Consider the following 14,370-nt stretch of genomic DNA (forward strand, 5'->3'; position numbering starts at 1 on the left):
TGTCAGCCCAACGTCTGTTTTGTTAAAGGAGTAAGAAAGCGCCAAACAATACCCTCATTGCCGCTGTAACTCTTGTTTACCTTTAAAAACAATCGTATAAAGCAATAATGCCGACCCCTATAAGGCCTATTTTTAAAATACTTACCGGTTTAATTATTTTAATACCCCTCGTTACTTCCAAAAGCTTCGCTTTTATTCCCTATAAAGTTACCGATACCATTAAGGTAAAAGGCACCTCTATTGTGCAGGATACCATTACATCGCTGATAGCCACCCGCCTCATCAACCGCGATTTTAACGACGTCTACGTACAAAATCTGCGTTCCTCGTTTTTCGGTCAGGAACTTTTTCAGCCTGTAAAAACACAGCTGGTTGCCGATGTGGTGGCTAACTTTGTGGTGTACAACACCCCCAAATCGCGCCTGTTTGTAAATGCCTTTACACGGGTAAAGATCAGGCTGCTCAACACGCCCGGCGCGCCGGTAAAATCGCCCAGTTATATGCCCGGCATCCAGCTGTTTTACCGGCTTAATAGCGATGTTCTTAACCCTAAATTTCTTTCCGGCGGGTATACGCACCACTCCAACGGCGTACGCGGGCCAACCCTATTGCCCGATAACAGCTTTAATGTGGATAGCGGTAAATTCTCCACTAATTTTTACACGCTTAACTACACTGTTGGCAAACGCACAGATAAGCCCAACATGATCATCAACCAATATAAAACCATCGGCATAGAGCTCCACAGCGGCCTGTTTGGCAAAGGTTCCGCAGCTGGTTTGCCGGGCAGGTACGGCTGGGTAAGGGTTAACGGTAGTTATATGCTGAACCTGGCAAAAGCTGACGAAGACCCTATTAAAAAAGACAATAAGCTTTTTGCCAACTGGCAGCGCCTGCAGTTTGATTTTACCTACATAGCCGATAAGTACGAAAACTACAAGGCCTTCAACATTAAAAAAAGACTGAACGTAAGCCTTAAATACTATTACCACTTACCCTTTCTGCAGGATGTATCCATCCTCGCCGGCGGTGGCTACCGCGGGCAGGACGATTATAACATCTCTTTCCAAAGCAGCTACGGTTATGGCATCATCGGGCTGGCGTCGGGCTTGTCGTTTTTGCTGAATAAGTAGTACCCAAAAAACATACAACAAAGCCAGGTACATGTCCGGCTTTGTTGTATGTCCTATTAAAGCTTATTCCTCCGTTTCGGTCTCCTTTTTTGCTTCTGTGGTAACGCTTACTTTAGTTGCGCCTGCGCGTGCTGTCGCTACTGCTTTGCCCACTTCGGTAAGGCCTTTGCTATCGTAAATTTTCATGGCGGTTACAATATCTATCGCCTGGCGGGTTTGCTCTTCGGGGATAGGCACAAAGCTTAAAAAGTTTATTTTAACGCCTTTTGATATCAACAGCTTGTTCACGTCATCCAACAGTTTGGTTTCAAAATCGGCCTGCGAAAAATCAACAATATCTTCATTGATCAGCAAATCCCGGGCAATTTCTTTTATCCGTTTGTCAATTACCGAATTCTCGGCAGTCTCATAAGCCTTTGCCGAATTGGCCTCGTTATCACTATCTGAGTTTATTTTGCCCAGGTATTTAGCTTCACCTATATACAGCCTTGCGTCGGTTATGGAGTAATCGTAAGTCACCTCAATTTTTGCCATCACCCGGTTTTTAAATGCCGATTTAAATACGCTCTCGCCCTGCATAGGATAATCGGGTACGGTTACTTTATAAGAGCACATACCAATGCCTTTTGGCAGGGTTTCGCCGGCTTTAATTAACTGCCACGATACGCCGCAGTTATTGGTATATAGGGTTTGCACGTTAGATTGTGCCCTGTCGCAGCTCTGCAGCACCGCGGCTAATGTCAATATCGCAAAGGTGTTTAGTAATGTTTTTTCATGTTGTAGTTTTGTGTGTGTGATGATTAGATAATACGCCGTTGTAACTGTTACGAAAATTTGCACTGTAATTTTTTTGATTGATTGAACGTTAAGGTAGCATCAACCAAAATAAATATTACTTTTACTACCCAAACAATAACAAAAAAGCAGCCGTACCACGCTGCTAAAACGAATCACTATGAAAAAATTTATTTTAAGCGCTTTAGCTTTATCGGCCATCAGCTATACCGCTTCGGCGCAAAAAGAAGTTAAGTTATTTGATGGTAAAACCACTACCGGCTGGCACGCTTACAACAAAACAGGCGCAGGCTCATGGAGTGTTGTAGATGGTGCTTTGCAGTTAGATCCAACATCGCACGAAGCATCTGACTTGCTTACCGATGGCGAATACGAGAACTATGAATTAACTATCGACTGGAAAATTGCCGAAGGCGGCAACAGCGGTATTATCTTAGGCGTACACGAAGACCCATCCTTGAACGCCACTTACCTTACCGGCATTGAGATGCAGGTTTTGGATAACGTAAAAGCAGAAGACAACAAAAAACCGAGCCATCTTGCCGGTTCCTTATATGACATGAAACCAGCACCAGCTACCGCAGCAAAACCGGCAGGTGAGTGGAATAAGGTAAAAATACGTAAACAGAACGGACAGCTTACCTTCTGGCTAAATGGCGTGGAAACCGTTAACGTACTCATAGGCAGCCCCGAGTGGACCGAAATGCTGAACGCCAGCAAATTTAAAACATGGGAAGGCTTCGCCAAATACCCTAAAGGCCACATCGCTTTACAGGGCCACGGCGCTGTTGTAGCTTACAAAAACATCAAAATAAAACAATTATAAGCCGGGGCTTATCAACCCATAAGCGAAATTATTTTTTTCAATGGAAGATTTGCAGATCAAAAAGTCGGGCACTACGTACGATGTGGTGGTGGTTGGCTCGGGCGCGGGCGGCGGTATGGCAGCATACGTGCTGGCCAACGCGGGTGTTAAAGTTTTACTGCTGGAGGCCGGCCCTTTTTTCGACCCTCAGAAAGATTCACAGCAACTGCGCTGGCCCTGGGAATCGGCCCGCAGGGGCGCAAGCAGTACCCGCCCCTTCGGCGATTTTGATGCCGCCTTTGGCGGATGGGATATCGATGGCGAGCCTTACACCACAAAAGATAAAACCGAGTTCTACTGGTTCCGTTCGCGGATGCTGGGCGGGCGCACCAACCACTGGGGCCGTATCTCGTTAAGGATGGGTCCGCAGGATTTTCAGCCGACAGACGGACTTACCGACCCATGGCCGATAACCTACGACGACGTAAAACCCTTTTACGATAAGGTTGACCGCCTGATAGGCATCTACGGCACCAAAGAAGGTTTAGAGAACGAACCGGATGGTATTTTCCTCCCCCCGCCAAAACCTCGTTTGAACGAACTGTTTATTACACAGGGCGCACGCAAGGCGGGTGTAAAAGTTATCCCGGGCCGTGGCTCGGTACTTACCGAAGCTTTGCCGGGCAATAAAGACCGTGGCGCTTGTTTCTTCTGCGGGCAATGCGGCCGTAGCTGTAAAATTTATGGCGATTTCTCGGCATCATCCTGCCTGGTTATCCCAGCCATAAAAACCGGCAACTTAAAAGTGATCACCAACGCAATGGTGCGCGAGATCCTTACGGATAAAGATGGACTGGCAACCGGCGTATCTTATGTAAATAAGGAGGATATGCAGGAGTACCAGGTAAACGCCAAAACGGTGGTGCTTGGCGCCAGCGCGGGCGAATCGGCGCGCATATTGCTCAATTCCAAATCATCTGCCCACCCGGGCGGTTTGGCCAACAGCAGCGGCGTGGTTGGTAAATACCTGCACGATTCTACCGGCTCCAGCGCGGGCGGTTTCCTTCCGCAACTGCTGGATCGTAAGCGGTACAACGAAGACGGTGTAGGCAGCGTGCACATCTATTCGCCATGGTGGCTTGATAATAAAAAACTGAATTTCCCGCGCGGTTACCACATCGAATACGGTGGTGGTCTGCACATGCCATCGTACGGTTTCGGCTTTGGCATGCATAAAATGAACGGTGCCGTGCCGGATAGGGATGGTAAAACCAAAGAGGCCGGTGGTTACGGCGCTGCGCTGAAAGATGACTACCGTCGTTTTTACGGCACACAGGTAGGCATGGCCGGCCGTGGCACTGCTATTGCAAGGGCCGATAACTATTGCGAGATAGACCCCAACGTAGTTGATAAATTCGGGATCCCGGTGCTGCGGTTCCATTACAACTGGACCAACGACGAGATAAACCAGGCCAAGCACATGCAGGATACTTTTGAAGAGGTATTGCACAACATGGGCGCTATACACGGCACCAAGCAGGGCCCCGAAACCAATTACGGTTTAGAAGCTCCGGGCAAGATCATCCATGAGGTGGGCACCATCCGCATGGGCGATGACCCTTCAAAATCGGCCTTGAACAAGTATTGCCAGGCGCACGATTGTAAGAACCTTTTTGTGGTGGATGCCGCCCCGTTTGTACAGCAGGGCGATAAAAACGCTACCTGGACCATCCTGGCCCTGAGCATGCGCACCGCGGAATATATTTTGGCTCAACGTAAAAAACTTAACGTATAACGCATCATGAACAGACGCGACTCCCTAAAAGCACTTGGCATTGGCACACTATCGGCAACCGTATTGCTGGAAGCGTGCAAAACGCCCGATAAAAACACACCCGAAACCGTTGAAACGGTTGCAGGAGGTACACCTGGCCGCCAGCCCGAAGAACTGGAGCGGGAAAAGAAACTGCTTGCCGATAAGTTTTTTACTGAGCACGAGATGGCTACCATTACGGTATTGGCAAATATCATTATCCCGAAGGACGCGAAATCGGGCAGTGCATCTGATGCCAAAGTACCCGAGTTCATCGAGTTTATTGTAAAAGATATCCCCGATCATCAGCTACCTATGCGCGGTGGCCTTAAATGGCTGGATCTGCAATGCCTTAACCGTTTCAGTAAAACCTTTGTGGCCAGTTCAGCTGCCCAGCAAATAGAAATGGTAGACCAGATAGCCTACCCGGCGAAAGCCAAACCCGAAATGCAACAGGGCGTTGCCTTTTTTAACCGCATGCGCGATCTTACCGCAACCGGTTTCTTTACTACCGAAATGGGCGTAAAGGATCTTGGCTTCGCCGGTAATTCGCCTAATAAATGGGTAGGTGTACCTGCCGATGTATTGAAGCAGTACGGGTTGGAAAATTTGGTGGTATAAGAACACCCAATGGCATATAATTTAGAAGGCTCCTGTGGGGCCTTTTTTTATTTAGTTAAACCACTTCTTTCGCAATGCGATCTTGATGGCTGATGCTTTGTTGGATACGTGCAGCTTATCGTAAATATTGGCGATGTGTTTGCGAACGGTATGCGGGCTGATGAAAAGGCGTTCGCCTATTTGGGTGTAATTAAGTCCGTCCACTATCCGGTTTAGTATCTCCAGTTCGCGGGAGGAAAGGGTGCAGTCATCATCAGTGTCTTCTTTGGGTTGTTCAATCGGGTCAGACGTATTCCTGAGCATGGCCAGCGCCTTGCGGGCAATTCGTGGCGACATGGGTACGCCGCCTTCATAGACAATTTCGGTAATGGCTTTTACAATATTTGATACCCGTTCGTCCTTCAGCAAATAACCGCTTGCCCCGGCTTTAATAGCCTCGAACAGCTTATCGTCATCATCAAAAACAGTAAGCATCAAAAAATGCACATCGGGGTAAATTTCTTTACCTATGAGCACCGCTTCTATGCCATCCATCACGGGCATTTCAATATCCATCAGCACCACCTGCGGGCGCTCCTCCGGCTTAAATGCTTTCATCCCCTCTAAAAACGCAGAACCTTCGGCACATTGTAATACAACGTTTATCTCTTTGTAATAAGCTATCTGCTCGCTTAATGATTGCCGCAATATGCGCTTATCATCAACAATGGCAACCGGTATATTCATGATATTGAGGGAAATAGGTTTATAAAAGTAGCAAAAAAAATTATAAAGCCACCCGGCGGGCGGCTTTATAAAGAACTGTGTATGGATGCCGACAACAGCCTTATGGATGCGCTTCAACTTTTATTGTTGCTGCCCTCGGGCTTGCGCATGCCTATAAACATAATGCCTATCGTTATCAGTACCAATACTAAAGTATTCATGGCTTTCCGTAGCTAATTTACTTAAAAGTTAAAGCCCAGGCGTGTGCCAATAAAGCCAGCGCCGCTGTAACCTTCGTACCTCACACTCAGGTCGAGCGCGCCAAGTTTTAGGCCGATGCCCGGTGCATAGGTAAATGATGAACCGCTTGCAGATATAGTACCGCCGTTACCGTTGCTTGCGTATGATTTTGCAATGGTGATACCAGCCTCGCCAATAGCGTAGAAATTATCGCTCAGCATGTATTTGTAGCCGGCTTTGATAGGGATGTTGATCTGTGTTTTTAATTTATAGCCGCCGCCCAAGTCTTTAGGGATAAAGGCGATAGCACCCGACGTAATAGTAACCGCGCTCGAAGCATCAAGCCCGATGGTTGCGCGGATAGTAGCACCTGCGCCAAAGCTATAGGCATTGCCCAGGTTACCAACCGGCAGTGCACCTTCGAAACCAAGCCCAAGTGAGAATTTTTTGTAATCGCCATCTTGCGCGTAAAGTTTTGAGGTTGTTACCGCTGCCAGCATAACAATAACCAGTGTAAAGATCTTTTTCATTGTTTTAAGGATTTGTGTTTAGTAAATAATTGATGTTTTTAATAGTACTAAGCAAGCGGAATTTGGGGCCGGCATCAATACCACATATGTAGTATTTTGGAATATCTGGTAAACCGGTTAGATATTATTTCAGCTATAAAAACACAGATATTTAATTTAATGCCAGCTAATATAATTTTAACAGTTGCTTATTTTATTCTATTTAATATATATATTAAAAATTAGCCTGCCTTTGGGCAGTTTTATAAACCTGGTAAACCCTTTATGAAACAACTAATGCTGGCGCTGCTATTGCTGCCTTTTTTTTCGCATGCGCAAAACCCAACTGTCGATAGTCTTAAAAAAACACTAAAACTTTACCGGCATCGGTTTAAAAACATCCAAAACCGCATAGCTTACCTTAAGGGCACAATAGCTTACACCTCTGCGCCCGGGCAGGGTACGGCGATAAATATTTTTGTCCCTGTTGCGTAAGTATGCCCAGTCACGTACAATAAATTACCCGTTACACCTCAAATACATAAAAATGAGTTAAATTGTACCGCCATAATAAAACCAATGTATTTCATTCTCTCTAAGGTACTTTACATACTTATATTGCCATTTATGTGGGTGTTTGGCATGCTGCTATATGCCATTTTCACCAAAAACACAAAACGGGTGCGTAAGCTGCTCATCTATTCGGTGGCGTTGCTGTATATTTTTGGCAACCCCTTGTTAATGAAGGGATACTCAAACATCTGGGACATAAAAGCCTACAAGCCGGGCAACACCAAATACAGCAGCATAATTTTGCTGGGCGGTTTTGTGTCTGAAGATGCAAACGGCCAGGGCTTTTTTAATGCTGCTGCCGACCGTTATACCGAAGCTGTAAAATTATTGCAAAATGGCACCGCATCGCACCTACTGGTTACTGGCGGAAACGGCAATCTTAACCCAAGCGGCTTTCGCGAAGGGGTATTTGTACAGGCCGAACTCCGTAAATTAAACATCCCCGATAGCGCGGTACTCATTGAAAGCCGCGCCCGCAATACTTTCGAAAACGCCTCATTCTCAAAAGCTATATTGCAAAAAACAACGCTTAAACCACCATATTTATTGGTAACTTCTGCCTTTCATATGCGGCGTGCGCTTTTGATATTTAAAAAGGCGGGCATACCGGTAGTTGCCTATCCGTGCGATTATTATAAAACCAACAGGGGGCGCATTTCTTTTTGGGATATTTTGCCCGATACCGTGGTATACGGTACATGGAACACCTATATTAAAGAGTTAATTGGCTACATAGTAGCGCAGCTGAAATGAACATGAAACGATTATTGATACTCTCCCTTTTATCTGTACTTGGCCTGCAACACGCCCAGGCTCAATCTCCAAAAAAAACAACATCGGGCAACCCTATTTTTGAAGGTTGGTACGCCGACCCGGAAGCCACCATATTTGGGAAACAATACTGGGTTTACCCCACTTATTCCGATAAATACGAAAAGCAGGTACATTTCGACGCGTTTTCTTCATCAGACCTCATCACCTGGAAAAAACACGATAACGTACTCGATTCGAGCAATGTTAAGTGGGCAAAGCGCGCCATGTGGGCCCCGGCAATAGTGGCTAAGGGAGGCAAATATTATTTGTTCTTCGGTGCCAACGATATCCAGAACGACCAGGCCGTTGGTGGCATAGGCATAGCAGTAGCTGATAAACCCGAAGGCCCTTTTAAAGATTATTTAGGTAAGCCTTTAATAGACAAATTTTACAACGGGGCACAGCCGATAGACCAGTTTGTTTTTAAAGATAAAGACGGGCAATACTATATTATTTATGGCGGATGGGGGCATTGCAACATCGCTAAGCTTAAAGATGATTTTACAGCCATAGTGCCTTTTGCCGATGGCACCATGTTCCGTTCAATCACACCCAATGGCTATGTGGAAGGCCCGGTGATGTTTATCCGTAATGGCAAATATTACTTTATGTGGTCTGAAGGTGGGTGGACAGGCCCCGACTATCGCGTGGCTTATGCCATTGCCGATAATATAGCCGGCCCATTTAAACGGATAGGTACTGTTTTAAAACAAGATGCCGCCGTGGCAACCGGGGCGGGGCACCACTCCGTAATTAAAGTACCGGGTAAAAACGAATATTATATTGTTTACCACCGCCGCCCGTTAACCGAAACCGATGGCAACCACAGGGTAACCTGTATTGATAAAATGATATTTGATGCAAAAGGCTTAATAAAGCCGGTGAAAATCACGAACACAGGCGTAACAGCCAGAAAGCTAAAGTAATACGCAACATTTGTGAAACGGGTGCTCCATATTGCTATTTACATAATTGCCATACTGGCGGTAGGCAATTGTTATGCCCAGGTACCCGCTTTCACTTACAACGATGTAAATTCTTTTAAGAAAGGCACACCCATTACGCCGATAAAGCCAATGCAAACCGGTGGCGATATACCGGCCACCGTGTTTTGCCAAATAACTACTTTCGCCGGCACAGGATCGCCGGGTGCTGCAAACTCAGCCTCTCGCTTGTCGGCAAGTTTTAATGCCCCCCGCGACCTCCATATTGATGCCGCGGGCAATATATATATTGCCGACGCAGGCAATAATATGATCCGCAAAATAAGCCCCGACGGCACGGTAACAACCGTTGCAGGTACCGGGGCGGCGGGTTCGGCAGATGGTATTGGCAGCGCCGCTACCTTTAACAACCCCACCGGTATCGCTTTAGACAAACTCGGAAATATTTTTGTTGCAGACAGGGACAACCATGTAATAAGGCAAATAAACGCGGCCGGCGTGGTTAGCACATTAGCCGGTAAAGCGGGTGTGCCCGGTATGGTTAACTCGCAGGGGGATTTTGCACGTTTTAACTTCCCAACAAGCATTGCGGTAGATAAAAATGGCGGGCTGTATGTTACCGACTATGGAAACAACCTGGTGCGCCATGTGGGCATCGATGGTACCGTGAGCACCATTGCCGGTGATGGAACCTCTGGCTGGGTGGACGGTAATGGCACCAGCGCTAAACTGAACTCACCACGCGCCGCTTATTATGGCTCCAACGGATTGTTTTACCTGGGCGATGATTCTCATATCCGTACTATAGACAATGATGATAATGTAGTTACCATAGCAGGTGGGTTTTTTACTGGCTCATTTGATGGCTTAGGCAAAAGCGCTCGTTTCAGCATTCCATCGGGCATTGTACGTGATGCCGCGGGTACCATTTTTGTTGCTGATTACGGCAGCAGTCTGATACGCCGATATGGCACAGATGACCTGGTTACCAACTTAGCGTCGCAATCGCTTAACGGCCCCGCGGGTTTAGATATTGATGCAGATGGCAACCTGTACATCGCCGACGAAAAAAATAATGTTATCCGTAAAATGGTAACCACCGGTTATTACCTGGAGCCGGCTTTGCCAGCAGGCCTCACCTTCGATAGCAGGACCGGCGAGATAAGCGGCACGCCAACTCAAACTTTACAAGCATCTAACTATAGTGTTGTTGGTTATAACACAGCAGGCAAGTACGCTTATTCCTTTATGATAGAGGTGCGCGAGGCCGAGTTAAAGTCGCAAGTCATTACGTTCGGCTCGCTTGCCGATGCCATAGTTGGCGATCAGGATATTGCGCCGGGAGCCACCAGTACAAATAATGCTATTCCGATTACTTACACCAGCAGCGATTTTGCAATAGCCACTATCGCTAATGGCAAAATACACCCTGTGGGTGAGGGCACCGCCATTATAACCGCCCATCAAAAGGGAAACGTTGAGTATGCCGCCGCAGAAGACAAATCTCAGCCCATAAAAATAGGCCCGGAGCCGGATTTTGCAAAACCAACTGTAGAAGCCTTAAGCGGTACGTTTATATTTGCTTTAGACCAATTTGGCAACTATACCGTAAAGGCAGAGCAACTTGCCAAAATTACGCCCGGCTCGCAAACACCTCCATTAACCATCACCATACGGCCAACCCCAGATTTTACCTGCGAAGATATAGGCCAGCAAGCCATAACCGTAGGAGCCGGTTACGGCCCCGACCCTGCCGACCCCCTTAACGCCGAATTTGATGAACCCAGCGCCATTTCTTATGATGCTTCATCAGGCAATTTCTACGTTTCGGACCAGGCATATACCAAGGTAAGAAAGTACGGCACAGATACACGGGTTACAACGCTTGCGGGTGGCGTAAATAGTTACCGGGAGGGCACCGGGCCAAATGTTGGTTTTAGTTCCAACCTGCTTTCGCTTGCAAATGACGCGCAGGGCAATACCTATGTTTGCGATGTTAGAAACAACGCCGTAAGAAAAATAACCCCGGATGGAGTAACCATCACATTTGCAATGCCTGCTTTGTTAGCGGCCAATGGCGGCCAAATATTTACGCCCGAATCCATAGCAGTAGATCGCTTTAACAATATTTATGTAGCCAATAAATCCACTATATTTAAAGTAACACCCGATGGCAACACGGTAACCTCTTTTGCTGGTGGTTTTAACGGCATAACAGGCCTCACATTCGACAGGAATGGAGATATGTTTGTAAGTACAAATGCTTATAGCAATGGTAACGCCGTAAGCAAAATAACACCTGATAGGGTTGTTAGTACGCTTTATGCCGTCCCATCAGCCGCCGGATTTGCCCGCCTGGTGGTTGATAGCAAAGGAAATGTTTTTGTAGGATCAACCACGGGGGTGATCTATAAAATTACGCCGGATGCTCAATTCTCTATATACGCGGGTGCCGGCGAAGGTTTTGCCGATGGATCGCTCTTAACCGCGCGGTTTCATAATCCGCAGGGCATAGCCATCGATCCGGCCGACAACCTGTATATAGCCGATTCTGACAATCACCGGATCCGCAAAATTACGCCTAAAGGGAAAGTAACTACCATAGCCGGCTCCGGCAATCCCGGGCCAAAAGATAACACCAATAAAAGTAACGCCGCCAAGGTAACGGTGCAGGTAACTATCGTAAGCGAGCTTAAATTCAGCACTACGCAAACCGATGTTTCCATACCTGCAGCTGCAAGTTGCCCTGCTTTTTTGCCGAATTATGCTGATAAAACACGCGCATTAAGTACCTGCGCTAATAATACAGTTGTTAAGCAATCGCCGGAAGCGGGTACCCCGGTTACCATAGGCCAGCCCATAACCGTAACGCTTACCGCTATTGATAACCTCGGCCAAACAAAAGATCAAACATTTACCGTATCGGCCGTGCCGCTTCCAAAACCAACGGTGACTATAGCACCTATAACATCAGAGCGCTGCGACGGCGGCCCAATTACATTTAAGGCGCAAACCCAGGGCGAAGGCAGCAGACCCATTTATAACTGGGCGGTAAACGGCACCCTCGCTTCTTCGGGTGGAAAAGAATTTACATCGAGCACTTTAAAAGACGGGGACAATGTTACCTGTACGGTTATCAACCTTGATTATTGTGAACCGGTAGAATCTGCCCCATCTGCTGATTACCCGGTATCTACCGAACCATCTATATTAACTTCAGTATCTGTTTCTGCTTCAACCAATGATGCGATATGCCCAGGTGTAGGTATTACTTTTACAGCGACGTCCGGTAATACACAAACAGCGAGCATCGCCCCAAGCTACCAATGGAAGGTGAACGGCAACCTCAGGGGCAGCAACAGCGCTACTTTCACCGCCACCAACCTGGTTAACGGCGATGAGGTGGTGTGCGAAATGACGAGTAACGTTAAATGCGCTATTAGTCCTGTTGTGCCATCAACTCCTATTACGGTACACGTTAAAACAGATACTGAGTGCGCCATCACCATCCCCAACGCCTTTACGCCAAACGGCGATGGCACGAACGATTACTGGCAGATCCCGGTTTTAAGTAAATATACCACGGCCGATGTCTTTATTTACAACCGCTATGGTAAGCTGGTGTATCAATCTGCCGGCTATGCCAAACCCTGGGATGGTACCTTCCTGGGTAAGGCCCTGCCCGCGGGCACTTATTATTACCTTGTAGATACCCACACCCTAAAACCAAAAGTGGCGGGCTGGGTAACCATATTGCGCTAAACAAAAAACGGCCGCAGGCATATGCCCACGGCCGTTTCATTTGAAAACATCACACTTAAACTATCTTCATGTTCTCGGCATCCCAGCGGATAACCCGGTTTTCGAAATAACTATCGTTGCAGGCCAGGCAAGGCGCGGCGGCCCTAAAGCCAAATACGGCGTCTTCCACCACTTTAGTTTTATTGCGTACAGAATCAAAGAAGTTAGCAAAGTGGTCGTTAGAGGCATTGTAGCCATCCGGAGCACGGTAGGTTACATCCGCGAAACGTGGCCTTGTTTTTTGGGCATCGTTATAACGTTTGTTGTAATCATCCATCAATGCTTTTTGCTGCACTTCGGTATAAGTAAATAACGAATCCCAGCCGCCTATGCCCGGTGCTTCGGCCATTTTGCTTTTGCGAATGGTGAAGCCCTCGCCCTCGCCGCCCAGGTCAATCACCCCTTCCGAACCTGTAATTTTTGTGGTGCTGGAGCCGCCATCGCCGCTCACAAAGTTCACCCTTAGCGTAACCTGGAAAGCCGGGTGCTCTTTGGTTTCCCCGTAGTGGATAACCGCGCTCATTACATCCGGCACATTACGGCTATCCTTCCAGTAAGCGAGGTCGCCGATGGAGAAGATCTTCTCAGGGCCTTTGGAACCGGTAATGAAATGAATGCCGCTCAGCAAATGCACAAACAGATCCCCTGCTACACCGGTACCATATTCGCGGTAATTTCTCCAGCGGAAAAAGCGCTTCGGGTCATAGTCATATTTAATTTTGGCGTTGGACTGAAACCTTGACCAGTCTACCGTTTGTACCGATTGATCCAGTGGCATGGTATATTGCCAGGCGCCCAAAGCATCCTGCCTGTTAAACGATGCCTCGATAGAATTGATCTTGCCGATAGCGCCCGATTCGTACATTTCCTTTGCTTTTTTGTACGCGATGCTGCTCACCCGCTGGCTGCCCACCTGGAAAACCATCTTGGTTTCCTGCTGCGCTTTTATTTCGGCAAGTCCCTGGTTTATCTGGTGTACCATTGGTTTCTCGCTGTAAACGGCTTTGCCGGCACGCATGGCATCAATGGCTATCTTGCTATGCCAGTTATCGCTGGTAGCTATAATAACCGCGTCGATATCTTTCCGATTGATAATGTCGCGGTAATCGCCGGTGGTGTACAGGCCTGCACCATAAACTTCTTTGGCGCGGGCCAGCCTGCCTGTATACAGATCGCAGGCACCAACCAGTTCTACACCCTCTGTGGTTAGCGCCGCACGGGTATCATTAAAGCCCATAATACCCATGCCAATGGTAGCAATGCGTATTTTATCGTTAGGGGTAATGCGTTTTTGGGCGCGTAACTCCCTTATCTCGTTCTCCTCTTTTGCTGCTAAACTGGTGAGCGAAGCGGAGGTTAACAAAACCGAAGTACCCAGGTGCTTGAGAAATTTTCTGCGATCAGTTGACATGTTGTAATAATTAAGCTTAATAATTGGTTTATATAATTGCAGGCGCAATTGTGAGATATATAAAGGGCAATTTAACAAAAAAACTAAAATGAAATTTCATTTGGCGATAATAAGTTTAACACTAAAGCATAGAAACCTACCTGTGTAAAAAAACTTATTAATTTAATTTAAAAAGTTATAAATTGCATCCCAATACCCCCCTTATAA

The 14,370-nt window shown here is 47.1% G+C and carries 12 protein-coding genes; 8 read left to right on the plus strand and 4 right to left on the minus strand.

Features of this window, described 5'->3' with window-relative positions; translation table 11 throughout:
• Positions 1-107 precede the first annotated feature (107 nt).
• Positions 108-1,133, plus strand: a complete 1,026-nt coding sequence (locus ABIX36_RS09730; RefSeq protein WP_348081973.1) for a hypothetical protein — start codon at positions 108-110, stop codon at positions 1,131-1,133.
• A gap of 63 nt (positions 1,134-1,196) precedes the next feature.
• On the opposite strand, the gene ABIX36_RS09735 is transcribed toward ABIX36_RS09730, so the two are convergent.
• Complete coding sequence (locus ABIX36_RS09735; protein ID WP_348081974.1) at positions 1,197-1,877, minus strand: hypothetical protein; 681 nt, start codon at positions 1,875-1,877, stop codon at positions 1,197-1,199.
• 211 nt (positions 1,878-2,088) lie between these two features.
• Between ABIX36_RS09735 and ABIX36_RS09740 the strand changes: the two genes are divergently transcribed.
• Genes ABIX36_RS09740 through ABIX36_RS09750 form a run of 3 tightly spaced genes read left to right on the plus strand, consistent with a single transcriptional unit; the run spans position 2,089 to position 5,167 of the window.
• Positions 2,089-2,754 carry a DUF1080 domain-containing protein gene (locus ABIX36_RS09740; protein ID WP_348081975.1) on the plus strand — a complete coding sequence of 222 codons (666 nt, stop codon included), beginning with the start codon at positions 2,089-2,091 and terminating at the stop codon, positions 2,752-2,754.
• Positions 2,755-2,794: 40 nt separating this feature from the next.
• Positions 2,795-4,528: a GMC family oxidoreductase gene (locus tag ABIX36_RS09745; protein ID WP_348081976.1), complete on the plus strand. Its 1,734-nt coding sequence runs from the start codon at positions 2,795-2,797 to the stop codon at positions 4,526-4,528.
• 6 nt (positions 4,529-4,534) lie between these two features.
• The gene (locus ABIX36_RS09750; protein WP_348081977.1) at positions 4,535-5,167 is read left to right on the plus strand and encodes a gluconate 2-dehydrogenase subunit 3 family protein; all 633 of its coding nucleotides are present in this window, start codon (positions 4,535-4,537) and stop codon (positions 5,165-5,167) included.
• 51 nt (positions 5,168-5,218) lie between these two features.
• Here the strand turns inward: ABIX36_RS09750 and ABIX36_RS09755 are convergent, their stop codons facing one another.
• A complete protein-coding gene (locus ABIX36_RS09755; RefSeq protein WP_348081978.1) occupies positions 5,219-5,893 on the minus strand; it encodes a response regulator transcription factor in 675 nt (224 codons plus the stop codon).
• 221 nt (positions 5,894-6,114) lie between these two features.
• Positions 6,115-6,642 carry an outer membrane beta-barrel protein gene (locus ABIX36_RS09760; RefSeq protein ID WP_348081979.1) on the minus strand — a complete coding sequence of 176 codons (528 nt, stop codon included), beginning with the start codon at positions 6,640-6,642 and terminating at the stop codon, positions 6,115-6,117.
• A gap of 264 nt (positions 6,643-6,906) precedes the next feature.
• Between ABIX36_RS09760 and ABIX36_RS09765 the strand changes: the two genes are divergently transcribed.
• From ABIX36_RS09765 to ABIX36_RS09780, 4 genes are all read left to right on the plus strand, one after another.
• A complete protein-coding gene (locus ABIX36_RS09765; protein ID WP_348081980.1) occupies positions 6,907-7,116 on the plus strand; it encodes a hypothetical protein in 210 nt (69 codons plus the stop codon).
• Positions 7,117-7,200: 84 nt separating this feature from the next.
• On the plus strand, positions 7,201-7,947 hold the full coding sequence (locus ABIX36_RS09770) for a YdcF family protein (RefSeq protein ID WP_348081981.1): 747 nt from the start codon (positions 7,201-7,203) through the stop codon (positions 7,945-7,947).
• 2 nt (positions 7,948-7,949) lie between these two features.
• Positions 7,950-8,933, plus strand: a complete 984-nt coding sequence (locus ABIX36_RS09775; RefSeq protein WP_348081982.1) for a glycoside hydrolase family 43 protein — start codon at positions 7,950-7,952, stop codon at positions 8,931-8,933.
• Positions 8,934-8,945: 12 nt separating this feature from the next.
• Positions 8,946-12,713, plus strand: coding sequence for a gliding motility-associated C-terminal domain-containing protein (locus ABIX36_RS09780; protein ID WP_348081983.1), 3,768 nt, complete (start codon positions 8,946-8,948; stop codon positions 12,711-12,713).
• A gap of 55 nt (positions 12,714-12,768) precedes the next feature.
• Here ABIX36_RS09780 and ABIX36_RS09785 read toward each other — a convergent pair whose 3' ends face one another.
• Positions 12,769-14,163: a Gfo/Idh/MocA family oxidoreductase gene (locus ABIX36_RS09785; RefSeq protein ID WP_348081984.1), complete on the minus strand. Its 1,395-nt coding sequence runs from the start codon at positions 14,161-14,163 to the stop codon at positions 12,769-12,771.
• Between the last annotated feature and the right edge of the window lie 207 nt (positions 14,164-14,370).

It is taken from the genome of Mucilaginibacter sp. (genome assembly GCF_039925265.1).
Taxonomy (GTDB): domain Bacteria; phylum Bacteroidota; class Bacteroidia; order Sphingobacteriales; family Sphingobacteriaceae; genus Mucilaginibacter.

Coding starts and splice junctions, on each gene's coding strand:
- ABIX36_RS09730 (WP_348081973.1), top strand. CDS start 108: ATGCCGACCCCTATAAGGCCTATTTTTAAAATACTTACCGGTTTAATT.
- ABIX36_RS09740 (WP_348081975.1), top strand. CDS start 2,089: ATGAAAAAATTTATTTTAAGCGCTTTAGCTTTATCGGCCATCAGCTAT.
- ABIX36_RS09745 (WP_348081976.1), top strand. CDS start 2,795: ATGGAAGATTTGCAGATCAAAAAGTCGGGCACTACGTACGATGTGGTG.
- ABIX36_RS09750 (WP_348081977.1), top strand. CDS start 4,535: ATGAACAGACGCGACTCCCTAAAAGCACTTGGCATTGGCACACTATCG.
- ABIX36_RS09755 (WP_348081978.1), bottom strand. CDS start 5,893: ATGAATATACCGGTTGCCATTGTTGATGATAAGCGCATATTGCGGCAA.
- ABIX36_RS09760 (WP_348081979.1), bottom strand. CDS start 6,642: ATGAAAAAGATCTTTACACTGGTTATTGTTATGCTGGCAGCGGTAACA.
- ABIX36_RS09765 (WP_348081980.1), top strand. CDS start 6,907: ATGAAACAACTAATGCTGGCGCTGCTATTGCTGCCTTTTTTTTCGCAT.
- ABIX36_RS09770 (WP_348081981.1), top strand. CDS start 7,201: ATGTATTTCATTCTCTCTAAGGTACTTTACATACTTATATTGCCATTT.
- ABIX36_RS09775 (WP_348081982.1), top strand. CDS start 7,950: ATGAAACGATTATTGATACTCTCCCTTTTATCTGTACTTGGCCTGCAA.
- ABIX36_RS09785 (WP_348081984.1), bottom strand. CDS start 14,163: ATGTCAACTGATCGCAGAAAATTTCTCAAGCACCTGGGTACTTCGGTT.